Source organism: Micromonospora halotolerans, assembly GCF_032108445.1.
Lineage (GTDB): Bacteria > Actinomycetota > Actinomycetes > Mycobacteriales > Micromonosporaceae > Micromonospora > Micromonospora halotolerans.
On record NZ_CP134876.1, the window covers coordinates 2,715,180 to 2,739,191 of the forward strand.

The 24,012-nt window shown below is 72.2% G+C and carries 21 protein-coding genes, 1 tRNA gene and 1 pseudogene; 11 read left to right on the plus strand and 12 right to left on the minus strand.

Annotated features, from left to right (window positions below; genetic code table 11):
- Positions 1-148: 148 nt before the first annotated feature.
- Positions 149-1,420: an MFS transporter gene (locus RMN56_RS12935; RefSeq protein ID WP_313724028.1), complete on the minus strand. Its 1,272-nt coding sequence runs from the start codon at positions 1,418-1,420 to the stop codon at positions 149-151.
- A 79-nt stretch (positions 1,421-1,499) separates the two neighbouring features.
- Here RMN56_RS12935 and RMN56_RS12940 point away from each other — a divergent pair, with 79 nt between their 5' ends.
- A complete protein-coding gene (locus RMN56_RS12940; RefSeq protein WP_313724029.1) occupies positions 1,500-2,486 on the plus strand; it encodes an ArsR/SmtB family transcription factor in 987 nt (328 codons plus the stop codon).
- Positions 2,487-2,502: 16 nt separating this feature from the next.
- Here the strand turns inward: RMN56_RS12940 and RMN56_RS12945 are convergent, their stop codons facing one another.
- Both RMN56_RS12945 and RMN56_RS12950 read right to left on the minus strand, forming a co-directional pair.
- Complete coding sequence (locus RMN56_RS12945) at positions 2,503-3,033, minus strand: nitroreductase family protein (protein ID WP_313724030.1); 531 nt, start codon at positions 3,031-3,033, stop codon at positions 2,503-2,505.
- Positions 3,034-3,119: 86 nt separating this feature from the next.
- Positions 3,120-3,902, minus strand: coding sequence for a hypothetical protein (locus tag RMN56_RS12950; RefSeq protein WP_313724031.1), 783 nt, complete (start codon positions 3,900-3,902; stop codon positions 3,120-3,122).
- Between the two features lie 241 nt (positions 3,903-4,143).
- On the opposite strand from RMN56_RS12950, the gene RMN56_RS12955 reads away from it, so the two are divergent.
- Complete coding sequence (locus RMN56_RS12955; protein ID WP_151462326.1) at positions 4,144-5,409, plus strand: aspartate kinase; 1,266 nt, start codon at positions 4,144-4,146, stop codon at positions 5,407-5,409.
- A 5-nt stretch (positions 5,410-5,414) separates the two neighbouring features.
- Positions 5,415-6,473: an aspartate-semialdehyde dehydrogenase gene (locus tag RMN56_RS12960; RefSeq protein ID WP_313724032.1), complete on the plus strand. Its 1,059-nt coding sequence runs from the start codon at positions 5,415-5,417 to the stop codon at positions 6,471-6,473.
- A 49-nt stretch (positions 6,474-6,522) separates the two neighbouring features.
- Here the strand turns inward: RMN56_RS12960 and RMN56_RS12965 are convergent, their stop codons facing one another.
- Positions 6,523-7,986: a sensor domain-containing diguanylate cyclase gene (locus RMN56_RS12965; RefSeq protein ID WP_313724033.1), complete on the minus strand. Its 1,464-nt coding sequence runs from the start codon at positions 7,984-7,986 to the stop codon at positions 6,523-6,525.
- Between the two features lie 174 nt (positions 7,987-8,160).
- On the opposite strand from RMN56_RS12965, the gene RMN56_RS12970 reads away from it, so the two are divergent.
- Together RMN56_RS12970 and RMN56_RS12975 are read left to right on the plus strand one after the other, a co-directional pair.
- A complete protein-coding gene (locus RMN56_RS12970; RefSeq protein ID WP_313724034.1) occupies positions 8,161-8,940 on the plus strand; it encodes a phosphodiesterase in 780 nt (259 codons plus the stop codon).
- 6 nt (positions 8,941-8,946) lie between these two features.
- The gene (locus RMN56_RS12975) at positions 8,947-9,579 is read left to right on the plus strand and encodes a histone deacetylase (RefSeq protein ID WP_313724035.1); all 633 of its coding nucleotides are present in this window, start codon (positions 8,947-8,949) and stop codon (positions 9,577-9,579) included.
- 252 nt (positions 9,580-9,831) lie between these two features.
- Here the strand turns inward: RMN56_RS12975 and RMN56_RS12980 are convergent, their stop codons facing one another.
- A complete protein-coding gene (locus RMN56_RS12980; protein ID WP_313724036.1) occupies positions 9,832-10,632 on the minus strand; it encodes an alpha/beta fold hydrolase in 801 nt (266 codons plus the stop codon).
- A gap of 283 nt (positions 10,633-10,915) precedes the next feature.
- Here RMN56_RS12980 and RMN56_RS12985 point away from each other — a divergent pair, with 283 nt between their 5' ends.
- Positions 10,916-12,658 carry a bifunctional metallophosphatase/5'-nucleotidase gene (locus RMN56_RS12985; protein WP_313724037.1) on the plus strand — a complete coding sequence of 581 codons (1,743 nt, stop codon included), beginning with the start codon at positions 10,916-10,918 and terminating at the stop codon, positions 12,656-12,658.
- A gap of 70 nt (positions 12,659-12,728) precedes the next feature.
- On the opposite strand, the gene RMN56_RS12990 is transcribed toward RMN56_RS12985, so the two are convergent.
- Positions 12,729-14,009, minus strand: a complete 1,281-nt coding sequence (locus RMN56_RS12990; protein ID WP_313724038.1) for an MFS transporter — start codon at positions 14,007-14,009, stop codon at positions 12,729-12,731.
- Positions 14,010-14,119: 110 nt separating this feature from the next.
- Between RMN56_RS12990 and RMN56_RS12995 the strand changes: the two genes are divergently transcribed.
- Entirely contained in the window at positions 14,120-14,593 is a 474-nt protein-coding gene (locus RMN56_RS12995) for a hypothetical protein (RefSeq protein WP_313724039.1), read from the plus strand.
- A gap of 16 nt (positions 14,594-14,609) precedes the next feature.
- Here the strand turns inward: RMN56_RS12995 and RMN56_RS13000 are convergent.
- Positions 14,610-15,705: pseudogene (locus tag RMN56_RS13000) on the minus strand (calcium:cation antiporter).
- A 385-nt stretch (positions 15,706-16,090) separates the two neighbouring features.
- Between RMN56_RS13000 and RMN56_RS13005 the strand changes: the two are divergent.
- Positions 16,091-16,516, plus strand: a complete 426-nt coding sequence (locus RMN56_RS13005; RefSeq protein ID WP_313724040.1) for a DUF6924 domain-containing protein — start codon at positions 16,091-16,093, stop codon at positions 16,514-16,516.
- 199 nt (positions 16,517-16,715) lie between these two features.
- On the plus strand, positions 16,716-17,111 hold the full coding sequence (locus RMN56_RS13010; protein WP_313724041.1) for a hypothetical protein: 396 nt from the start codon (positions 16,716-16,718) through the stop codon (positions 17,109-17,111).
- 229 nt (positions 17,112-17,340) lie between these two features.
- Here the strand turns inward: RMN56_RS13010 and RMN56_RS13015 are convergent, their stop codons facing one another.
- The 3 genes from RMN56_RS13015 to RMN56_RS13025 form a co-directional block, all read right to left on the minus strand.
- A complete protein-coding gene (locus RMN56_RS13015) occupies positions 17,341-17,754 on the minus strand; it encodes a hypothetical protein (RefSeq protein WP_313724042.1) in 414 nt (137 codons plus the stop codon).
- Positions 17,755-18,066: 312 nt separating this feature from the next.
- A tRNA-Pro gene (locus RMN56_RS13020) sits at positions 18,067-18,143 on the minus strand.
- A 67-nt stretch (positions 18,144-18,210) separates the two neighbouring features.
- Positions 18,211-19,104, minus strand: a complete 894-nt coding sequence (locus tag RMN56_RS13025; RefSeq protein ID WP_313724043.1) for a metallophosphoesterase — start codon at positions 19,102-19,104, stop codon at positions 18,211-18,213.
- 25 nt (positions 19,105-19,129) lie between these two features.
- Between RMN56_RS13025 and RMN56_RS13030 the strand changes: the two genes are divergently transcribed.
- A complete protein-coding gene (locus tag RMN56_RS13030; RefSeq protein ID WP_313724044.1) occupies positions 19,130-19,585 on the plus strand; it encodes a GatB/YqeY domain-containing protein in 456 nt (151 codons plus the stop codon).
- 67 nt (positions 19,586-19,652) lie between these two features.
- Here RMN56_RS13030 and RMN56_RS13035 read toward each other — a convergent pair whose 3' ends face one another.
- A complete protein-coding gene (locus tag RMN56_RS13035) occupies positions 19,653-22,100 on the minus strand; it encodes a penicillin-binding protein (protein WP_313724045.1) in 2,448 nt (815 codons plus the stop codon).
- Positions 22,101-22,502: 402 nt separating this feature from the next.
- Between RMN56_RS13035 and RMN56_RS13040 the strand changes: the two genes are divergently transcribed.
- Complete coding sequence (locus RMN56_RS13040; protein WP_091266889.1) at positions 22,503-22,823, plus strand: WhiB family transcriptional regulator; 321 nt, start codon at positions 22,503-22,505, stop codon at positions 22,821-22,823.
- 25 nt (positions 22,824-22,848) lie between these two features.
- Here the strand turns inward: RMN56_RS13040 and bagB are convergent, their stop codons facing one another.
- The gene (gene bagB, locus RMN56_RS13045) at positions 22,849-24,000 is read right to left on the minus strand and encodes an ArsA family ATPase (protein ID WP_313724046.1); all 1,152 of its coding nucleotides are present in this window, start codon (positions 23,998-24,000) and stop codon (positions 22,849-22,851) included.
- Positions 24,001-24,012: the final 12 nt, after the last annotated feature.

Below are 24,012 nucleotides of genomic sequence, written 5' to 3' on the forward strand. Positions count from 1 at the left end.
AGTTCGGATGTGCTGGACGGCGCGGTTCAACTCCGCGACGAGGTGCCGGCCGGTCAGGCCTCGTCGCGGCAGCGAAGGAGAAGGTACGCCCGCCACATGACAAGGTCACCCTACGTGGTGAGATCGTCGGTGGGAAGCCAGGTCCGGACTATGGGACCGGTGTCACGACCTCTTCCGGTGCCACGGCGCCCAGGCGCGGCGTCCGCCCGGCCCAGGCCACCGCGGGCACGATCGCCAGCCCCACCAGCGCGAAGACGGCCGCCGTCGGGTACCAGCCCCAGCCGCCGGTGGTCACCCCCAGGGCGGTGAGCCCGGCCGGGGCGATCAGGTACTGCAGCTGCGTGCCGAGCCGGAACGCCCCCACGTACGCGCCGCGCTGGGTGGCCGGCGGCAGGGCGGCGGTGAGCCCCCAGGTGCCCGCCGACTCGACCAGCTCGGCGACGATCAGCAGCATCGCGGCGGCCACCAGCACCACCACGGTGAGCGCGCCCCGGGTCACCCCGGAGATCGGCAGGACCAGGCAGAACAGGGCGATCAGCAGGGCACCGCGGCGCGACGCCCGGGCGGCGCCCGGCGCGGTGTCGGCGCCCCGGCTGGCGCGCACCTGGAGCAGCACGATGAGGACCGTGTTGAGCACCACCAGCCCGGCGATCACCGTCTTCGGCGCGTCGGTGCGGGTGAGGATCCAGAGCGGCATCACCGTCAGGTAGAGCGTCTGGTGCGCGGTGAGCAGCCCCGACAGCAGGGACACCGTCATGAACGGGCGGTCCCGCAGCACGGCGAGCCGGCTCATCGGCTCCACCGGGCGGGACGCCTGCGGCAGCCGGGGCAGCCGCCGCACGAACAGCGACGTCACCAGGAACACCGCCGCGATGAACCAGACCATCCCCCGGTACGCCGCAATCGTGTCCACCGCCAGCACCAGGCCGCTGATCGCCGCGCCGAGCCCGAACCCGACGTTCAGCAGCGAGCGCTGGTAGGCCATCGCGGTGACCCGCTCGGCCGGGGGGAGCGCATTGATCGAGTAGACCTGCCGGGCCACGCCGGCCGCGGCGTCCACTGCGGCCAGGGCCACCACCACGGCGAGGAATCCGGCGAACCCGCCCACGAACGGGTACGTCGCGAAGAGCGCCCCGTCCAGCACCAGCGCGACCACCCAGACCCGCTGCGGCCCGTACCGGTCGGTGAGCCCGCCCAGGGGCACCGTGCCCAGCAGCGACACCCCGGCCGCGATGGACAGGCCCAGCCCCACCTGGGCGGCGCTGAGCCCGAGCGCCCGGGTGAAGAAGACGGCGCTGCCCGCCTGGAACAGCCCGCCGCCGACGGCGTAGACCATGGCCTGCACGGCCAGGGCGCGGGTCAGCCCGGCGGGCGGTACGACGTGTTGGACGGCGGTGCGGATGGTGTCTCTGGCCCCCATGGCCGGTGAGTGAACCGTGCCCCCACGGAGTCCGTCGAGCCTTTTAGTCTGTGGCGAATCCTGCGTCCGGGGGGTGCGCGTGTCCGAGTTGCGGTTCAGCCTGGCCGACGTCGCGGGCGTGCGGTTCGCCGTCTCACCGGCCAACGAGACGGTCATGAGCATGTGGGCGCTGGCCGACCCGGTCCGCTACGCCGTGCACCTGCCGTGGATCGACCGGGCCCGGGCGACGCTGGGCCGGCCGGAGGTGGCCGACCGGGTCCGTCCGCTGAGGGAGCTGACCCGGCCGCACCGCTGGCTGCCCGACTTCCTCACCCCGGCCGCCCGGCCGGGCGCGGAGATCACCGAGCAGCTCGACCAGATCGCGGTGACGCCGCCGGACGTGGTGGTCCAGGACCTGCTGGCGACCACCCCGCGAGGACCGCTGAGCCCGTTCGGGCAGGCGCTGCTCGCCGATCCCCGCGCGTTGCTGCCGCAGCTCGTCGACGCGGTGCGGATCTGGTACGACGAGGCGATCGCCCCGGACTGGACGCGGATGCGGGCGCTGCTCGACGCCGACGTCGCGTACCGGGCCGCCCAGCTCGCCGAGGGCGGCGCCGGTCGGCTGTTCGCGCAGCTGCACCCGAGCCTGCGCTGGCTGGGCGACCGGGTGGTCAGCGACGACCCGTTCGAGCGGGACTTCGACCTCCGTGGGCGCGGGCTGGCGCTGAACCCGAGCGTGTTCACCGACCGGCGGGTGCTGTGGAACCTGCTGGAGGACTCGCTGCCGGCCGGGGCGTACCCGGTCCGGGCGGTGGGCACGCTCTGGGAGACGGTCGAGGCGCCGCCCGGTGACGCCCTGGCGCGGGTGGTCGGCGCCGGCCGGGCCGCGCTGCTGCATCTGCTCGACACGGCGGCCACGACCACCGACCTGGCCCGGCGCACCGGGATGTCGGGTGGGAACGTGTCGCAGCACCTGGCCGCGCTGCACGCCGCCGGGCTGGTGTCCCGGTCCCGGCAGGGCCGGCACGTCCTCTACCGCAACACGGACGCCGCGACGGTCCTGGTCCGGGCCAGCCGCGGCGGGTGACGCCGGCGGGGGCGGGTCAGGCCAGGAGCAGGTCGGCGAGCGGCCGGCGGCGGCGCAGTGCGGTCTCCCGGTCCCGGAGGTCCTCGGGCAGCGCGAACGGGTCCCCGAGCCGGCCGACCGCGGCCACCACCAGGGGCCGCACGTCGAGCGCCAGGTCCAGCTCGGTGGCGAGGCCGGCGCGGTCGAAGCGGGTGAGCTGGTGCACGTGCAGGCCGAGCGCGGTGGCCTGCACGGTCAGGTGGGCGACGGCCTGGCCCAGGTCGTACGCGGCCCGTTCCGGGTCGCCGCCGGTGTGCGCGCCGACGACCAGGGCGGCGGCGTGCCGCACCCAGCGTTGGTCACCCTCGGGCAGGTTGACCAGGATGCGCTTCCACGTCTCGTCCTGCCGGTGGCCGAGCGCGAAGCGCCACGGCTGGGTGTTGCCGGCCGAGGGCGCCCAGCGGGCGGCCTCCAGCAGGGAGATGGCCTCGCCGCCGGTCAGCTCGGCGGCCGGGTCGAAGGCGCGGGGGCTCCAGCGGAAGGCGAGCAGCGGGGTGAGGTCGGGCATGGGGTGAAGCATCCCTGATGAGCGTTTTGCCCCGACGGCCCGCCCCTGACAGATGTGGCCAAGAGCACCCGTAACGGACATCGGCGTCAGGGCGTTCCCGCGCTCGGGCTGTCGGTCGGCGACGGCGCGTCCCGGCTCACCGGCTCGCCCTCGGTGACCGGCCCGGCCAGCGGCACGGTGGCCGGCGCCGCACCCGGCTCGCCGGCCAGCTTCAGCGTGCCGAAGGCGGTCCGGACCGCGGCCGGCGTGCCGTCCGGCAGGTAGCAGTAGATCCCCACGTCCAGCGGGGCGTTCAGCGACGCCGAGGTCGACTCGACCGAGTAGCACTCGCCGTTCACCCCGGGCAGCGGGGTGGCCGGCGAGACGGCGAGCGGGGCACGCCGGTCGGTGAGCACGTCCAGCCAGTCGGTGAACGGGTGCTGCACCCGCGGGTCCAGCTTGCGGGGCACGGCGTCGTCGGCGTCGCCGAGGCGTACGCAGCCCGCCGGCTGCGCCCACCCGGTCGACGGCAGGGCGCACTGGAAGAGCCCGTCGGCGGTGGCGGCGAGCGAGACGTCGACCGTGCCGCCCTGCCCCCAACCGGGCACGTCCACCCGCCAGGTGCCGTCGTTCGCACTGGTCACCGCGACCGTCCGGGTCGTGCCGTCGGCCGGCTCGAAGGTGTACGTGGCGGTGAGGTGCCGGTCCTGGGCCGCGGCGGCCAGCGCGGCGAGGTCGTCCCGGGCGGCGTCCACCCCGGCCGGGACGGGGTCGGCGGTGCTGGTCGGGGCCGGGCTCGGCGGGTCGGCGGTGCAGGCGACCAGGAGCGCGGGCAGGGTGAGCGCCAGGGCGCCGGTCAGTCGCCGGGCCGCGCGTCGGTGTGCGTGCACCGGGACATTCTGCGGTGCCGGCCGCGCTCCGGCGAGCCCGCCGTGCGGGTGTTCCGGCCGGCGTGTCGTCCGGCCGGTCGGGTCCGGTGAGCCGCCGCACGCCGGGGCCGGATGGTGGGATCACCCGGCCCGGCCCCGTGCGCCGCCCGATACCCTGGGAAGGTCTGACACGCGCCGCCGGACCGAAGAAACCGGCGGCGCCGGCACGCTCAGGGTCGTCGCTGGGAGGGAGTGCACCGTCGTGGCACTCGTGGTGCAGAAGTACGGCGGGTCCTCCGTCGCCAACGCCGAGCGGATCAAGCGGGTGGCCGAGCGCATCGTGGCCGCCCGCAAGGCCGGCGACGACGTGGTCGTGGTGGTCTCGGCCATGGGAGACACCACCGACGAGCTGCTCGACCTGGCCAACCAGGTCAGCCCGCTGCCGCCGGGCCGCGAGCTGGACATGCTGCTCACCGCCGGGGAGCGGATCTCCATGGCGCTGCTGGCCATGGCCATCCACAACCTGGGCTACGAGGCCCGCTCGTTCACCGGCTCGCAGGCCGGCGTGCTCACCACCTCGGTGCACGGCCGGGCGCGGATCATCGACGTCACCCCGGGCCGCCTCAAGGGCGCGCTGGACGAGGGCGCCGTGGTCATCGTGGCCGGCTTCCAGGGCGTCTCGCAGGACACCAAGGACGTCACCACGCTGGGCCGGGGCGGGTCGGACACCACCGCCGTGGCCCTCGCCGCCGCGCTCGACGCGGACGTCTGCGAGATCTACACCGACGTGGACGGCGTCTTCACGGCCGACCCGCGGATCGTGCCGAACGCCCGGCACATCAAGCACATCACCTACGAGGAGATGCTGGAACTGGCCGCCTGCGGCGCCAAGGTGCTGCACCTGCGCAGCGTCGAGTACGCCCGGCGCGCGGGGTTGCCGATCCACGTCCGTTCGTCATACTCGACCAACACCGGCACGATGGTCACCGGATCGATGGAGGACCTTCCTGTGGAACAGGCACTGATCACCGGGGTCGCCCACGACCGCAGCGAGGCGAAGATCACCATCGTCGGGGTGCCCGACGAGCCGGGTGCCGCCGCGCGGATCTTCGACACCGTGGCCGGCGCCGAGATCAACATCGACATGATCGTGCAGAACGTGTCCACCGAGGGCACCGGCCGCACGGACATCTCCTTCACGCTGCCCAAGACCGACGGCCCGACCGCCATGGCCGCGCTCAGCAAGATCCAGGAGCAGGTCAAGTTCAAGGGCCTGCTCTACGACGACCACGTCGGCAAGGTCTCCCTGATCGGTGCCGGCATGCGCTCGCACCCGGGTGTCGCGGCCGGCTTCTTCGCCGCCCTCGGCGCGGCCGGGGTCAACATCGAAATGATCTCCACCTCGGAGATCCGGGTCTCCGTGGTCTGCCGGGACACCGACCTCGACAAGGCGGTCCGGGCCATCCACGACGCCTTCGAGCTGGGCGGTGACACCGAAGCCGTCGTCTACGCCGGGACCGGGCGGTAGCGCGGATGTCGTCGCTGCCCACCCTCGCCGTGGTCGGGGCGACCGGTGCCGTCGGCACGGTGATGTGCCAGATCCTCTCCTCCCGCCGCAACGTGTGGGGCGAGATCCGGTTGCTCGCCTCCGAGCGCTCGGTCGGCCGCCAGGTCCAGTGCCGGGGCGAGTCGCTGACCGTCCAGGCACTCACCCCGGAGGCGTTCGACGGCGTCGACGTGGCGATGTTCGACGTCCCGGACGCGGTCTCGGCCGAGTGGGCACCGGTCGCGGTCAGCCGCGGGGCGGTCGCGGTGGACAACTCCGGCGCGTTCCGGATGGACCGTGACGTGCCGCTGGTCGTTCCCGAGATCAACCCGGAGCAGGTCCGGAACCGGCCGAAGGGGATCATCGCCAACGCCAACTGCACCACCCTGGCGATGATCGTGGCGATCGCCCCGCTGCACCGCGAGTACGGGCTGCGCGAGCTTGTGCTCGCGTCGTACCAGGCGGTCTCCGGGGCGGGGCAGGCCGGCGTGGACGCGCTGCACGCCCAGCTCGGCAAGATCGCCGGGGACCGGGTGCTCGGCTCCCGGCCGGGCGACGTCCGGCAGGCGGTCGGCGACGAGCTGGGCCCGTTCCCGGCGCCGCTCGCGCTCAACGTGGTGCCCTGGGCCGGCTCACTCGCGGACGGCGGCTGGTCGTCCGAGGAGCTGAAGATGCGCAACGAGTCGCGCAAGATCCTCGGGCTGCCCGACCTCAAGGTCTCCGCGACCTGCGTCCGGGTGCCCGTGGTGACCGGCCACTCGGTCGCGGTGCACGCGGTCTTCGCCACCGAGGTCGACGCCGAGGGCGCCCGCGAGGTGCTGCGCAACGCGCCCGGCGTGATCCTGGTCGACGACCCGGCCGCCGGCGAGTTCCCGATGCCGATCGACGCGGTGGGCACCGACCCGTCCTGGGTCGGCCGGATCCGCCGCGCCGTCGACGACCCGCGTGCCCTCGACCTCTTCGTCACCGGCGACAACCTGCGCAAGGGCGCCGCCCTGAACACCGCCCAGATCGCCGAGCTGCTGGCCAAAGAGCTGACCCGCTGATCCGCGGCCCGCGTCCGCCGCGCCCGGCCGGTGCGGGTGCCCGTGCCGGTCAGGCGGCGGAGAGGTGCACGCCGTCGCGGCCGTCCCGCTTGACTGCGTAGAGGGCCTGGTCGGCGCGGCGCAGGGTCCGCTCCGGTGTCTCGCCGGGTCGCGGGAGGGCGACGCCGACGCTGATCGTCCGGCCGGTGCGGCGGGCGGCCTCGGTGAGCCGTTCGGCGATCCGGACGGCCTCCTCCGGGCGGCTCACCTCGATCACCGCGACGAACTCGTCGCCGCCGGTGCGGTACAGCTCGTCGCCCTGGCGCAGCGCCCCCTCCAGCGCCCGCGCCAGGCCCACCAGAAGCTGGTCGCCGGCCTGGTGGCCGTACGTGTCGTTGACGTCCTTGAAGCCGTCCACGTCGATCGCCAGCAGGGCCGTGCGCCCCGGTGTGGCGCTCGCGATCCGCTGCCCGAACGGCCCGGTGTGGCGCAGCCCGGTGAGCGGGTCCGAGCTGGCCTGCTCGCGCAGCCGGGCGAGCGTACGCAGCCGGTCGAGGCAGATCCACGCCTGCCCGGCCAGCAGCTCGATGAGGTTGACCGTGGTCGGGTCCGGGCGCAGCAGCCGCTCGTCGGCGACCAGCAGCACGCCGCCGCCCTCCGTCGGCCCGACCGGCACGGCCACCAGGGTGCGCGCCCCGGCCCGGGTCAGCGGCAGGTAGTCCTCGGTCGGCGGATGCCCCTCCTCGCCCAGCGTGTACGTCGAGCCGTGCCGGTGGGCACGGGCGATCATCCGGGCCAGCGCCGCCGGGCCGGCCTCGGCCAGCTCGGCCCGGATCCGGGCCTCCAGCGCTCCCGGGGTGCCCGTCGGCGAGCCCAGCCGGGGTTCGCGCGGGCCGGGGAGGATCAGCACGGCGGCGGAGAGCGCCGACACGTCCCGCGCCGCGGTGATCGCGGCGGTCATCAGGTCCCAGTCGGTGGGCGCGGTGGTCATCGCGGCGGTGTGCCGGAGCAGCTTCTCGCTGCGGCTCTCGGCCGGCGGTCCGTCGAGCGCGGCGATCCGGGCGCCGAGCCGGTCGGCCAGCCGCTGCGCGGTCCGCCGCCACCGGTCCGTCTCGACCGGGCCGCTCCACTGGAGGTCCAGCACGCCGAGCGGCCGGCCCGCCCGGTCCCGCACCGGCACGCAGATCTCGGCGGTGACGTCGGGGCGTACCGGGAGGTAGTCGGGATCGGCGGTCACGTCGGGGACGGTGGCCGCCTCGCCGGAGTCGTACACCCGGGCCACGATCGACCGCTCCTGCTCCCGCCGGGGCGGGCCGGAGTTCTCGCTCGGGGTCTTCAGCGGCACGGTGGAGAAGACCTGCCACGCGCCGGTGGCCGCGACGCAGCGCAGCCGGTCGTGGACCTGGAGCAGGATGGAGATCGTCGCCGCGGTGTGCCGGGCGAGTGCGGCGACGGTCCACTGGCACGCCTCCAGCGCGGTCGACGCCATCGGAAGGCGGACCGTGACGTCCCGGACGACTCGCTCGTGATCCACGTCGTTCCTGCTCGGAGGGGGCGGGGCGCGATCAAGGGTACCCAGCGGGGGAGCCGGCGACCTTCGTACACATGTGCTATCCACAGGCTGTGGACGCAGCCTGTGGGCGACGGGGCCGCGCGGTGGGGACGGCGGCGATAGCGTGAGGGGTCCCGGGTTCGTCAGGAGGCGCCGATGCTCATCGCCCAGCTCAGCGACCCGCACGTGACCACCGGCCTGCTCGCCGCCGAGCAGGCGTCCGGGCTGCACCGGGCGCTCGGCCGGGTGCTCGCCCTGCGCCCCAGGCCGGACTGCGTGGTGATCACCGGCGACCTGGTGAGCAACGGCCGGCCGGACGAGTACCTGGCGCTGCGCGAGATCATCGGGCGCTTCCCGCTGCCGGTCCACCTCGCGGCGGGCAACCACGACGACCGGGAGTCCCTGCTCGACACCTTCGGCGGCACCCCGTACCTGGGCGGTGGCTTCTCGGCCTACTACCACGTGGACCAGCCGGACGGCACGCTCGTGGTGCTCGACTCGCTCGCCCCGGGCGACGACGCCGGGCGGCTCGGTGCCGAGCAGCTCGGCTGGCTCGACGGGGTGCTCGCCGGCCGCGCCGAGGTGCCCGCCGTGGTCTGCCTGCACCATCCCCCGGTCGCGGTCGGCGTCCCGGCCATGGACGCCATGGGGCTCACCGACGCCGACGCCCTCGCCGAGGTGATCGGGCGCCACCCCCACGTGGTCCGGGTCGCCGCCGGGCACCTGCACCGTGCGGTGACCAGCGCCTTCGCCGGCACCGTGCTGACCACCGCACCGAGCACCTGGATGCAGGTCAGCCTGGCCATGACGGCGGAGGAGGAGATCGGCTGGGTCGCCGAGCCGACCGCCTTCCTGCTGCACCGGGTGGCCGACGGCGGCTGCGTGACCCACACCGTCCAGGTCAGCCACGCCGCCGGGCGGACCTGCTGGTTCTGATCCGGCGTGGAGCGGCTTCTCTGGTACGTGGCGTACGGCTCGAACCTGCACGCGGCGCGGCTCGACCGGTACCTGCGCGGTGGGCGCCCGCCCGGCGGGCTGCGCACGTACCCGGGTTGCCGGGACTGCCGACCACCGCGCCGCACGGTCGCCGGGGCGATTCCCGGCGGCGTCTACTTCGCCGGTGAGTCGCGGGCCTGGACCGGCGGGATGGCGTTCTACGACCCGGAGCTGCCCGGTCGAGCCGCCGTGCGGGGCTACCTGGTGACGGTCGGGCAGTTCGCCGACATCGCGGCGCAGGAGATGTACCGGCCGCCCGGCGCCGACCTGGACCTGATCCGGGTGGCGGCCGAGACCGGCCGGGCCACGCTCGGCCCGGGCCGCTACGAGACCCTGCTCCGGGTCGGCGAGCGCGACGGCCTGCCGATGCTCACCTTCACGGCCCCGCACGCGGCGTCCGAGGTGGAGTGGGCCGCACCCGCTCCGGTCTACCTCGGCATGCTCGCCCGCGGGCTGCGCGAGGCGCACGGCTGGGACGTCGCCCGGACCACCGACTACCTGGCGGACCGGCCCGGAGTCGCCGGACACTGGTCCCGCTCGCGGGTGCGCCGGCTGGTCGTGGAGACGTCGGCGCCGTGACCGGGAGCGCCACCGGGCGGACCGGCAGAACGAAGCGCCGTTCGGTCGGGATCGGCCGTCCGGTGGCTGTATTTGTCGACGCAGAGGTTGTCGGCGCAAGCGTTTCTCGGTGACATTGGCAGCGTCGGCGGGGCGTGCCCGGCCGGCGGTTGTTCGTGGACCAGCAGGCGCCGCACCCTCCTGCTGGTCCACCCGGCGCACGGCGCCGGCTCCCTGGTCCCTGGGGGCCGGTGCCGTGGGCGCCGGACCGACTCAGCCGAGCAGGGCGTCCCGCAGCGCGGGGGCCAGCACCTCCGGCGGCACCTCGTGGAAGCCACCCGCCAGGCTGACGTGGCTGGCCCGGGGGATCGCCTCGGCGGTCGCCACCGCCGCGTCCCGCAGCCACGGCGGGCTGCCGGTGCTGTCCACCACCACGGTGGGGGCGGCGATCGCCGCGAGCCGCTCGGTGGGCAGGCCGGCGGAGCCGGTGACCGTCGTGTCGTAGGCCAGGGTGTGCGCCAGCCCGGTCATCCACGACCACTCCGGGGCTTCGCGCATCCCGCCGACCGCCTCGGGCGGCACCCCGACCGCCTCGGTGAGGAACAGCGCGACCGCGTCGTCGCGCCGGCCGGCCGAGACGAGTTCGCTCAACCGCTCGGCCAGCCCGGATTTGGGGCCACCGTGCGGGCCGGCCTGGAACGGCGGCTCGAACAGCGCCAGCCCGGCGACCCCCACCCCCTCGGCCGCCACGTACGCGGCGAGGATCGCGCCGGACGAGAGGCCGTAGAGGTGGGCGGCGCCACCCGCCCGGTCGATCAGGGCCGCCACGTCCTCGATCTCGCGCTGCACCGCGTACGGCCCGGTGTCACCGCTGTCGCCGCGACCCCGGCGGTCGTAGCCGTACACGGTGAAGTCGGCGCTGAGCGCGGCGGCCAGCGCGCGGGTGGTGCTCCGGTCATTGAAGGCCCCACCGACCAGGATGATCGGCGGCCCGTCGCCGGCCGTCTCGTAGGCGATCGTGGTGCCGTCCGCGGAGCGCACGGAGTCCACCGTCCAAGTGCCGTTCGACGTCATGACTCCTTCCTACTGCACACCGCCGACAGCGGAGAGCCGTGAAGGATTTCACCTGCCCGTCATGTCCGACTCGTCGGGCAGACCGGTACAGGTCGCCGTCCATATTCAGCATTCCGCTGTGCTCTCCGGTCGACCTCCCGGCCGGTGGATGAGAAGCTTGCCCCCGGCGGGGCGGTGTCCCCCGACTGCCGCCTTCCGCGATCGACCCCTGTCACGGCACGGTCAGGGTCACCGGGCGAACCATCGTCCGGACACCACGCGCCGGTATCTCACGAGGAGTTCCATGTCCGTCCCCGGGATGCGCCGCCGGGCCGCCGTCGGCCTGGCCGCACTCGCCGCCACCGCGTTCACCGCGGTCGCCGTACACCCCGACCAGGCCTCGGCCCGCTCGAAGCCGATCGACGTCAAGCTGCTCGCCATCAACGACTTCCACGGCAACCTGGAACCGCCGACCGGTTCCAGCGGCACCATCGACGGGCAGACCGCCGGTGGCGCGGCATACCTGGCCGCCCACCTCGACAAGCTCCGTGGCACCACGGAGGAGGAGCGGGAGCACACCGTCACGGTCGCCGCCGGTGACCTGATCGGCGCCTCCCCGCTGCTCTCCGCCGCGTTCCACGACGAGCCCACCATCGAGGAGATGAACCTCGCCGGGCTCGAGTTCACCAGCGTCGGCAACCACGAGTTCGACGAGGGCGCCACCGAGCTGCTCCGGATGCAGAACGGCGGCTGCCACCCGGTGGACGGCTGCGCCGACGGCACCCCGTTCACGGGCGCCAACTTCCAGTACCTCTCGGCGAACGCCTTCAAGACCGCCACCGGCAAGCCGCTGCTGCCGCCGTACGGCATCAAGAAGATCGACGGTGTCAAGATCGGCTTCATCGGGATGACCCTCGAGGGCACCCCGCAGATCGTCAGCCAGCAGGGCGTCGCCGGCCTGTCCTTCGCCGACGAGGCGGACACCGCCAACAAGTACGCCCGAATCCTCCAGGCCCAGGGCGTGCAGTCCATCGTCGTGCTGCTGCACGAGGGTGGCGTGCAGAACGGCGGCGGGATCAACGACTGCACCGGGTTCAGCGGCCCGATCGTGGACATCGCCAACCGGATGGACCCGTCGATCGACGTGATCGTCAGCGGGCACACCCACGCCGCGTACAACTGCAACATCAACGGCAAGCTGGTCACCAGCGCCAGCTCCTTCGGCCGTCTGGTCACCGACATCGACCTGAAGATCGACCGGCGGAGCCGGGACATCGTCAGCGCGTCGGCGAACAACGTCGTGGTCACCCGGACCATCGATCCGGACGAAGACACGAACGACCTGATCACCCACTACAAGACCGCCCTCGGCCCGGTGGCCGACAAGGTGGTCGGCGAGACCACGAGCGTGCTCACCAAGACCCAGGAGAACCTGTACCAGACCGGGGTCGACGTCAACGGCAAGCCGACGTACCAGACCGGTGAGTCACCGCTGGGCAACGTGATCGCCGACGCCCAGCTCGCCGCCACCGACAACGAGCAGAACGCGGTCGCCGCGTTCATGAACCCCGGTGGTGTCCGCGCCGACCTCGACGCCGGCCCGGTCACCTACGCCGAGGCGTTCACCGTCCAGCCGTTCGCCAACAACCTGGTGACCCTGGACCTGACCGGCGCGCAGCTCTACTGCATGTTGGAGCAGCAGTTCACCACCGCCAAGGTGCTGTACGCGTCCTCGACCGTGCACTACGTCGTCGACGTCAACGGCACCACCGCGCCGGCCGCGTCGCCGTGCACCGGCACCCGCGTGGTCCGGGGCAGCCTCACCATCAACGGCACCCCGGTGAGCGACACCGCGACCTACCGGGTCACGGTGAACAACTTCCTCGCCGGCGGTGGCGACGGCTTCAGCGTCCTCACCGGTGGCACGAACGCCGTCACCGGCCTGATCGACCTGGACGCCTTCACCGCGTACCTGACCGAGAAGTCGCCGGTCTCCGCGCCGGCGCTGGACCGGATCCAGACCACCGCGGAGGTCCCGGCCGCCTGACGGGCCGACCCGCACGACGGACGGGCCCCGGAGCATCCGCTCCGGGGCCCGTTCGTGTGCCGCGACAGGGTCAGGCGTGTGCGGGCGCCGGCTCCCGGACCACGGCGGCGACGCGGCCGTCCTGGACGCCGGTGAGCAGCCGCCGCAGGGACAGGGCCAGCACCGAGGCGGTGAGGCAGCCGCCCACCACGACCGCCACCCAGAGCCGGCCGTGCGCCGCGCCGATCAGCGGGCCCGCGGTGACGGGGCCGATGACGCCGCTGATCCCGAAAATCATCGAGCTCATGGCGTTGTACCGGCCGCGCAGCTCGTCCGTGGCGAGCGCGTTGGTCAGCGCCGGCATCACCGGCGACAGCATCGTCTCGCCGAACCCGAAGATCGCCGAGCAGGCCACCACGCCGAGCGCCGCGAGCAGCGCGTTGCCCGTGCCGATCAGACCGGCCGCGCCGAGGACCAGCCAGGCGGTCGCGAAGACCGCGCCCACCGCGGCGAGCGCGCCCGTCCGGCTCCGGCCCTCCATCCGGCGGATCACCAGCAGCTGGGAGAGCACGATCATCACGGTGTTGCCGGCGAGCGCCCAGGCCACCACCCGGGGGGACACCTCCACCACCCGCACCGAGTACGCGGCGAAGCCCACCTCGATCTGCGCGTAGCCGCAGGTGGTGAGGACCAGGCCGAAGATGACCAGCCGGCGGAACGGCCGGTCCCGCAGCACGGTCAGGTAGCCCCCGGCCCCCGAAGCAGCGCCCGCCGCCCGGTCCTGGACCAGGCGGTGACCGACATGCGGCAGGGTCAGCAGGATCAGGCCCGGCATCAGGTAACTGATCGCGTCCAGCACGTAGATGGCCTGGAAGGTGACCGGCCGGGCCACGTCGACCACCGCGCCGGAGATCAGGCCACCCACACCGATGCCCAGGTTGAGCAGCGCGAAGTTCAACCCGAACACCCGCTGCCGCTCACCGTCGCCGGTGAGCGAGGCGAGGATCGTGTTCTGACCGGACCAGATCGCCGAGCTGCCCACCGCGATCAGCGTCATCACGCCGAACGCCGACGCGGTCGAGTCGACCAGCGCCAGCGAGCCGGTGCCGATCGCCTCGACGGCCAGGCAGGGCAGCACCACCCGGCGCGCGCCGAACCGGTCGATCAGCGTGCCGCCCAGCGGCGACAGCGCCAGCGTCACGGCGCCGAACCAGCCGATCACCAGGCCGGCGCGGGCGTCGCTCAGCCCGCGGACGTCGGTGAGGTAGATGAAGAGGAAGGGCAGGGTGAGGCCGCGCCCGACGGCCGACAGCAGGGTGCCGATCAGGAGGCGGCGGGCTTCGGGACGGGCGGGCAGGGCGCGGCGCAGCATGGCTGCATTCTTGGTGCCGGGTACGACGACCCGCGACCCGATTAGCGCCGGTTACGCGCTCGGCAGAGCCGGCGGGTGAGCAAATTAACGCCGTCTGCCATGCTGGCGCGGTGACCACCACCTGGCGCCACCTGCCCGCCCCGGCCCGCGAGATCGCGCAGGCCGCCACCGAGGCGGTCGGCGCCGCGCAGGCCCGGGACGCCGGGGCGTACGAGCCGGCGGTCGAGCGGCTCACCGCCGCGGACCGGGCCGGGCTGGTGCTCGGCGGCGTGGTCCGGCTGCTGCTGGAGGAGAGCCACCCGGACGGGCTGGACGGCGACGACGTCCGTCAGGTGCTGGAGCGGTGCGTCCGGTCCACCGCGGGATGGCGGCCCGACGTCGACCCGCACGTGCTCCTCGTGCTGCTGGCCAGCGCGCTCGGCGTCTACGACCCGGGCGACGACGACGCACCGCCGGATCCGGCCGCGATCGCCCGGCACGCCCCGCTGCTCGTCGCCGACCTGCTGGCGGCCACCGGCCGGCCCCTGGCCGACTACCTGACGGCGGCCTTCACCGAGGTCGCCCGCACCGAACTGCAGGACTGACCACCGCCGGAGCGGGTCACGGGCTGGCGGCGAGGAAGACGAACGCGGCGAGCAGCACCAGGTGCACCCCGCCCTGGAGCACGGTCGCGCGACCCGGCACCACCGTGAGCACGCCGGTCACCGCGGTCAGCGCGAGCAGCGTCATCTGCGTGCCGCCCAGGCCCAGCAGCAGCGGACCCTCCAGCCAGATCGAGGCCAGCGCTATGGCCGGGATGGTCAGGCCGATGCTGGCCATGGCCGAACCGAGCGCCAGGTTGAGGCTGATCTGCACCCGGTCCCGGCGGGCCGCCCGGGCGGCGGCGAGGGTCTCCGGCAGCAGCACCAGCAGGGCGATGATCACGCCGACGAACGCCGGCGGCAGGTTCGCCGCCTCGACGCCCGCCTCGATCGCCGGGGAGATGGTCTTCGCGTCGCCGACCACCGCGACCAGCGCCACCACCAGCAGCACCAGGCTGGCCAGAGCGGTACGCGTGGACGGCGGATCGGCGTGCCCGTCGCCGTCGGCGTCCTCGGGAATGATGCTGCCCTCCTGCGTCACCGGCAGGAAGTAGTCGCGGTGCCGGCCGGTCTGCACCATCACGAACAGGCCGTACAGGGCGAGCGAGGCGACCGCCGCGAAGGCGAGCTGCGCGGGGGAGAACTGCGGGCCGGGCCGGCTGGTGAAGGTCGGCACCACGAGGCTGAGAGTGGCGAGCGTGGCCACGGTGGCCAGCGCCCCACCCGTCCGGGTTGAACACCGCCACCCGGCGGCGCAGCGCGCCCAGCAGCAGGGACAGGCCGAGTATCCCGTTACAGGTGATCATCACGGCGGCGAAGACCGTGTCCCGGGCCAGCGCCTGCGTCTTGTCACCGCCGCTGATCATCAGCGTGACGATCAGCCCGACCTCGATCACGGTGACCGCCACCGCGAGCACCAGCGAGCCGAGCGGCTCACCCACCTTGTGCGCCACCACCTCGGCGTGGTGCACGGCCGCCAGCACGGCCCCCGCGAGCAGCGCGGACACCACCACGACCAGCGGGCCGGGCAGCTCCCGGCCCCAGGTGGCCGCGAGCACCAGGACCGCGATCACGGGTAGGACGGTGGTCCAATCGGTCAGGCGGGATCGGATCATGGCGGCCATGACATCAACCTTGCCAGGAAGATGGATCAACCGCCCGTGGCGAGACGCTTGCGATCCGGCGCCGGACCAGCTACGCGGCCGTGCCGGATGACCGTGAGCCCCGCCACAGCCCGTCGTGTGGCGGCGGGTCTGCTTAAGCGAAGCGGCCGCACCCGGTGGACCCGGATGCGGCCTCTCTCCCTCTGGTCGGGGTGGCCGGATTCGAACCGACGACCTCTTCGGCCCGAACAGTCGTCGGTGCTGTCAGCCGCTATCGGCCGCTGTTGGCCGTTCGCCGTGACCTAGGGTCGGCAGCAGTCTCCGGTTCGTTGATGGGGAACCGTTGTCAGGCGTTCGCTGATTTTCTGCTGACGCGCAGCCTGCGAAGATCCATGGCATGGCCTCCCTGCCTCAACCGGCCGACCTGACTTCCGTGGTCTTGCGTACCGACTTCAACGACGACCCAGCCTGGGACACGCTGAAAGCGGCCATCGACAGCCTTGACGCGTACCCCAGCGCTACCTACGTCAGCGACCCGGTGTACGTCGGTATGACCGTCCAGGAGTTGGTTGACATTGATGCCGCCGCGAGCGACGACGACAAGTTGACCTACCTCTTCCTCGCCGACGCGACGACCATGACGGACGACGAGCACCCGCTGCTCGCCGTTGACCTGTACACCGAGCCCGGTCGAACGTTCCGGCTGCCGCCCCGCTGGTACGCCGACGTCTCTGCCAACCTGACGATCGCGAACATGGGCTTCGACGACTTCGCCGACGCCACCGATGAGTCCGGCACGTTCAGGGGCTTCGATGGCGAGTGAATGGGCGCCGCGGCCGTGAGGTCGTGTCGCACCTTCAGTTTGGAAGAGCGCGCTCAGCCGGTCGTGATGGCCGAAGCGCCTGCGGTCGGCAGTCGGCGCGACTGCGCCTCGTGGCCCCTCATGACCGCGGCGCACCCCGGCTACTGGCCCGTGGATGGCCCGGTGAGGGCTCAGACCTGGGCCGATAGGATCCCGCGCCATGAGACGAGCGGTGATCGCGCTGCTGAGCGCAGGGGCAGTTGCACTTGCGGGGGGCGGGTACGCCATCGGCACCGTCAGCCATCGTGGCCCCGCCAAGCAGTCTGCGGTGTGTGAGCAGGCCGAGCAGGAATTCGCGAGCCGCGCCGATCAGCTCCGGAAGCAAATACAGGCACCGCGACAGCTCGGGTTGAACGAGAGCAAGCGAACGACCGTCGAGGACGCGCGCAGCAGGATTCTTGCAGAGGTCGTGCAGCAGAACCCGACCTGCTTTGGCGCGGGGATGCGCGGGGCGGCAGCCGTAATCCAGCAGCACCGATCCGAGGGGGAAGCAGACGTGGCGATCTGCGATCTTGCTGGGATTAAGGCCGAGGACTGTTTGGTTGCGGTCGGCTAATAGGTGCGGATCTCCTCATCGGGCAGTCGCCAGACCGTCCAGCCTCCCGGACGGGGGACAAGGTGGAGCGCCTCACCAGCCGAACGGCCTTGGCAACGTCCGGGGAGGCTGGTAGGCCTTGTGGTGCCCGGCGAGGTGATCCGCGGCGGCATCTCTGAGGAGGGTCGGGGTTCGGGGCGGAGCCCCGAGGTCTTCTAAGCGTGTTTGAGACGGAGTCCGAGTCCGACGCTCAGCCGAAGCACCGAACGGTTACGGCGATGTCGGGAGCAGGGTCGTAGTCCTCTGGGTGGATGACCCCCAGTTCGACCCGCCTTCGGTCCGAGCGCACGGGGTCGTCTTGCTGGCCGGACAGGCAGCTGGGATAGCCGCCGAGGTGCCGACCACCGTTCGCGTCGATCCAGTACTCACCGACGACGGAGTAAAACCTGGTCGGCTCGTCGCCGTCGGCGTCAAAACCGATTGTGCTGGTCTCCTGGTTCGACCAGGTCACCGTGCCGGTGATTCGTTTGGGTGTCACGGTGTGACCGGGTAGTAGTCGCCCGAGAGTGAAGCCGGTCACGAGCCCCAGCGCGACGAGCAGGGCGAGCTGTAGGCGCCGGGGATGCTGCCGGACCAAGCGTCGGATGGATCTCCACTGCGACATGGGGCGTACGGTATCGACTCCCGCAGAAGGACCAACTCCTGCAACCGTCCGCCCGAGACCTGGCCGTTTAGAGATCAACCGGCTAGGAGCACCTTTTCAAACACGCAGTAGGTCCCTGGTCGTCCTTGACCGGTACGGCACGCCTTGGAGGCCGGCGCGGAGAAGGTCAGAGACTCGTTGGCTGACTTTCCGCTGACTTTTGATGCTGACGGGGACGGAACTGGCGACTAGCAGGCGATCAGAGCCGTGAAGAAGATCGTCGGGGTATAGCAAAAGGCCAGGTGAGGAGAGTCCTCACCTGGCCTTTACCTCTGGTCGGGGTGGCCGGATTCGAACCGACGACCTCTTCGTCCCGAACGAAGCGCGCTACCAAGCTGCGCCACACCCCGAGGCGTGCCGACAAATAGTAGCCCACCCGCTCCGATGGTCAAACTCGGTACCCCTGGGGTCGTGAGGTCAGCGGGGGATCAGGGTGAGGACGCTCGCCTCGGGCGGGCAGGCGAAGCGGACCGGCGCGGTGGGATGGGTGCCCAGGCCGGCCGAGACGTGCAGCCAGGAGTCCGAGCCGGGCCAGCGGTGCAGCCCGCGCGCCATCGACCGGGGCAACCCGCAGTTGGTGACCAGCGCGCCGTAGCCGGGCACGCAGACCTGTCCGCCGTGGGTGTGCCCGGCGAGCAGGAGCCCGAAGCCGTCGGCGGCCATCTGGTCCAGCACGGCCGGCTCCGGGGAGTGGGCCAGGGCGATGGAGAGCGCCGCGCCGGCGCTGACCGGCCCGGCGACGGCCGCCCAGTCGTCCCGCTCGATGTGCGGGTCGTCCACGCCGGCCAGCTCGATCTCCCGGCCTCCGGCCTTGAGGGTGGTCCGCGCGTTGTTGAGGTCCACCCAGCCGGCGCCCGTGAAGACGTCGCGCAGCTCCTCGTACGGCAGCGACACGCCCTCGGTGTACTCCCGGTCGGGCAGGAAGTAGGTGAACGGGTTCTTCCACACCGGCCCGGTGTAGTCATTGGAGCCGAAGACGAAGGCGCCGGGCAGGTCGAGCAGCGGTTGCAGGGCGCGCAGCACGCCCGGCACCGCGTCCGGGTGGGCCATGTTGTCCCCGGTGACCACCACGAGATCGGGGTCGAGGGCGGCCAGCGAGGCCACCCAGTCCTGCTTGCGCCGCTGGTCGGGCATCATGTGCAGGTCCGACAGGTGCAGTACGCGCAGCGGCTCGGCGTCGGTCGGGAGCACCGGTACGTCGTACCGGCGCAGGGTGAACATGTTGCGCTCGATGAGCGACGCGTACGCCAGGGTGGCCGCCCCGGCGGCGACGGTGCCGGCCGCGAGCCGGAATAGTGTGCGCTTTCGCATGGCGTTCAGGGTAGTTTGACCGTCCATGAGCACGCTGAAGGACCGCCTCACCGCCGACATGCGCGCCGCACTCAAGGCGCGCGACGAGCTGACCACCTCCACGCTGCGGATGGCCCTCGCGGCCGTCGGTAACGCCGAGGTCGCCGGCAGGGAGAAGCGCGAGCTGAGTGACGACGAGGTGCTCGCGGTGCTGACCAAGGAGGCGAAGAAGCGCCGCGAGGCGGCGACCGCCTTCGCCGACGCGGGCCGCGCCGAGCAGGCCGGCAAGGAGACCGCCGAGGGTGAGGTGCTGGAGCGCTACCTGCCGAAGCAGCTCTCCGACGACGAGCTGGCCGAGCTGGTCTCGGGGGCGCTCGCCGCGGGCGGCTTCACCGGCAAGGCGCAGATGGGCCCGGCCATGAAGGCGGCCCAGGCCGCGGTGGCGGGCCGGGCCGAGGGCGGCCGGGTCGCCGCGGAGGTACGCCGCCAGCTCGGTCTCTGACCGCACTCGTCCGACGACGAAGCGGGCGGACACCCGGTGGGGTGCCCGCCCGCTGGCGTTGCTCGGGTCAGCCGCGCGGTCGGCCCGGGCGGCCCCCGTTGGGCGGCGGGACCACCGGCCCGCCGGGGCCGGTGCCGGTGCCGGGCTTCGGCTGACCGCCGCCGGCGCTGACCTCGATGGTCACCACGCCGTCCTTGATGGTGCGCCCGTCCGGGCTGGTGCCGGCCGCGGTGCCCACCGGACATTCCGACGGGGTCTTCTGGCTGGCGACCACCGGCTCGAAGCCGGCGCCGCGCAGCCGCGACTTGGCGGTGTCGATGGACTCGCACTTCACCCCGGGGATGGCGCGCTGGTCACCCTCGATGATCTTCCCGCTCGGCGGGGTGAAGTCGATCCGCTCCTTGCCGATCATGGCGGCGCGCAGCGTCTGGTAGACCGCCGGGTTGATGCCCCACGGCACCTCGTTGTGCTTCATCCGCTGGTTGGTCTGCGGCCAGTCCGGGTCGGCCTCGATGCCGGCCACCGCGTACTGCTTGGTCATGGCGACCAGGGCGGAGGTCTTGTCCCCGTCGGTGGTACCGGACTTGCCGGCCACCGGGGCGTCGACGATGCCGCGGACGTTGCCCGCGGTGCCGTTCTTGCACTTCGAGGTCGAGGAGTGGTCACCCACCGGGCAGCGCGCGGCGTCCACGGCAGCCCGGGCCACCTGCGTGCTGATCCGCTGCTCGCAGTGCGGGTTGGCGATGTCCAGCTTCTCGCCGTCCGGGCCCCGGATCTCCTGCACCGGGATCGGCTCGCAGTATTTCCCGTCGGCCGCCAGGGTGGCGTACGCGTTGGCCAGCTCCAGCGGAGTGGTCTGCGAGACGCCCAGGGTGAACGCGCCCCACTGGTGCGCGGCGTCCTTGTTGGCGGCGAACTTGGCGTCGTTGGAGGCGCGGAAGGTGATGCCCAGCTTCTCGGCGGCCTTCACCACGTTCTCCGCGCCGACCCGCTGCTGGAGCTCGACGAAGAAGGTGTTGACCGAGGCGCCGAAGGCGCTCCAGATGGTGTGCACGCCCGCCATCGACTTCCCGGCGTTCTGCGGGCAGTAGAAGTGCGTGCCCGTGCAGGCGGCCGGGTTGCCCGAGTCGATGATGTATTCCGACTTGAACTGGTGCTGGGCGTTGATGGTGTAGCTGAGCGGGTAGCCCTTCTCCAGGGCCGCCACCACAGTGAAGATCTTGAAGGTCGAGCCGGCCTGGTAGCCGGTGATGCCGCCGCCGCCGGTGACCAGGGGGTTGACCGTGTTCGGGCGGTTGCCCCGGATCTTCTTCTTGGCCTTCTTCGGGTCGCTGGAGATCTTGTTCTGCGGGTGGTCCGGGTCGTCGAGCTTGAAGTTCCGGTTGACCGCGATGGCGCGGACCCGGCCGCTGCCCGGCTCGATGGCGGCCACCATCCGGGCGGCCGTGCTGCTCTCGCTCAGCTGGTTGCGGACCGCCTTGTCGGCGCCCTTCTGCGCCTGTACGTCGAGGGAGGTGACGATGGTGTAGCCACCGCTCTTCAGCCGCCGCTCCCGGTCGTAGGAGGTGGAGCCGAAGGTCTCCTGCTGGAGCCACCAGCGGTAGAAGTAGTCGCAGAAGAAGCCCCAGGACCGGGTGTTGGTGGCGACGCAGCCGTTCGGGGTGCGCTTCTTCGCCACCGTGAGCTTGATCTGCTTGGCCTGGTCGGCCTGCTCCTTCGTGATGGCGCCGATCTGCACCATGTTGTCGATGACGTAGTTGCGCCGGTCCACCGCGTCCGGGTAGCCGGCCGGGGTGGTGGGGTCGAACGAGGTCGGCGCCTTCACCAGGCCGGCGAGCAACGCCGACTCCTGGATGTCGAGCTTGCTCGGCGGCTTGTTGAAGTAGACCTGGCTGGCGGCGTAGATGCCGTACGCGCCGTTGCCGAAGGCGGCGATGTTCAGGTAGCGCTCCAGGATCTCGTCCTTGGAGAGCTCCTTGTCGATCTGGAGCGCGTAGCGCATCTCGCGCAGCTTGCGGGCGCTGGTGTCCTCGGTCGCGGCCACCACGTCGGCCGGGTGCGTCGCCGAGTAGGAGATGGCGAGCCGGACGTACTGCATGGTGAGCGTCGAGGCGCCCTGCCGCGAGTTCGTCCCGGACTGGTTGTTGACGAAGGCCCGGGCCACACCGTTGAGGTCCACGCCGTTGTGCTTGTAGAAGTCGTGGTCCTCGGCCGCGATGATGGCCTTCTGCATGAGCGGCGAGATGTCCTTGAGCTTCACGTCGCGCCGGTTCTCGTCGTACATGGTGGCCAGCGGCGTCTTGCCGTCGGAGGCCAGCAGGTAGGTGATCTGCGGGGCCCGGGCCACCGTCAGTTCGGTGGGGAGCGCGCCGAAGGTCTCGGCTCCGGCCTTGGCGGCCAGTCCGGACATCGCCACCGCGGGGAAGGCCGCTGCAGCGACCACCACGCCGGCCAACAGGCCACAGATGAGTAGCGATGCGGCGTTGGTCAGCACGTTGTGGTCACGTTTCCGCATCCAGGTCACCTCGACAGGGTACGCGAGTAGGGAACGAGGGGCGCGCGGGGAAGTTTCCCCATTTCCTGCGCGCGCCGGTCTCGTTGTGCTAAACGCACGAACCCCGGTGCGTGGTTGCGTGAAACCTGGCAGAAGTCTCCTCCGAACGGAGGAGTGGCGCAGCGTTTCCACCTACTCCGGCGGGGTAGACGGCGGGCGAAAGCCCGGGAAGCCGGGAGTGTCCGGAATGATGGATTTCGCCGACAACGTTGCGTAATCAGGCGACTACACAGCATGATGGTGGCGGCGACAGCAGCCACACGTCGTCCGCGCCGCCCTGGGGAGGCCGGCCCGGACGACCGGGGGGAATTCGACGGCTGGTCGCGCGAAGTCGGTAGGTACTGCAAGGGGGGACGTGTACAGATGGGCATGATCACTGACTGGCCGTCACTGGCGGCGTGTCAGAACGGGGACCCGGACGCGTTGTTCGTACAGGGCGCCGAACAGAACGTGGCGAAAAGGATCTGCCGGAGCTGCCCAGTTCGGTACGAGTGCCTGGCCGACGCGCTCGACAACCGGATCGAGTTCGGTGTGTGGGGTGGCATGACCGAACGCGAACGCCGGGCGCTGCTGCGGCGTCATCCGCAGGTCACCAGCTGGCGCAAGATGTTCGAGGCGGCCATGAAGAAGAACGCCAAGGAGAAGGCCGGTCGGGACAAGGTCCTCGTGACCACGGCCAACTGACCGACGCGCCGGTCGGTCGCGCCGCTCAGTGCCGGCTGATCGCCTCGCCGATCGTCCGCAGCCCGTCGACGTCGTGCACGTCGGCGGGCTGCGCCGTCACCGACACCGCCGGCACCGCCGGGAACGCCTCGGTGAACCGGGCCGCCACCCGCTCCTCGCGGGCCGCCTGCTCGGCCAGCGTGGCGTGCGCCCGCAGCACCTCGGCGGTGCGCTCGTGCCCGCCCGCACCCGCCAGCCGCTCCGCCGCGGCCAGACTGTCCGCCGCGGACAGGTCCGGCACCGCCGGCCGGTGCACCCGGTTGAGCACCAGGCCGGCGAGCGGCATCCGCTCGGCGCCCAGCCGGCCGGCGAAGTAGGCGGCCTCGCGGACCGCGTCCGGTTCCGGTGCCGCGACCAGCAGGAACGCCGTCTCGCGGGCCTGGAGGATCCGGTACGTCTGCTCGGCCCGCTGCCGGAACCCGCCGAACATCGAGTCCAGCGCGGCGACGAAGCCGGACAGGTCGGTGAGCAGCTGCGCGCCGATCACCTTCTGCACCACCTTCGAGAACATCCCGAAGCTGGCCGTCACCAGGCTGAACATGCTCCGTCCGCCGCTGCGGGCCGGGGCCAGCAGCAGCCGCAGCATCCGCCCGTCCAGGAAGCGGGAGAGCCGGGCCGGCGCGTCCAGGAAGTCCAGCGCCGAGCGCGACGGCGGGGTGTCCACCACGATGAGGTCCCACTCGCCCCGGGCGTGCAGCTGGCCCAGCTTTTCCATCGCCATGTATTCCTGCGTGCCGGCGAAGGTGGAGCTCATGGCCTGGTAGAAGGGGTTGGCGAAGATCTCCGCCGCCTTCGCCGGGTCGGTGTGCTGGAGCACCACGTCGTCGAAGGTGCGCTTCATGTCGAGCATCATGGCGTGCAACTGGCCGCCGCTGGACTCGACGTCGATGCCCTTGACCTGGCGTGGGGTGTTGTCCAGCTCGGTCAGGCCGAGCGACTGGGCCAGCCGGCGGGCCGGGTCGATGGTGAGCACCACCGTCCGCCGGCCGTGCTGTTCGGCCGCTCGCAGCGCCAGGGCCGCCGCGGTGGTCGTCTTGCCCACTCCGCCCGCCCCGCAGCAGACCACGATCCGCACGCCCGGATCGGCGAGGATCTGGTCGACGTCCAGCGGTGGCGCCGCGTCTTCGGAAGGCACCAATCGAGCGTATCG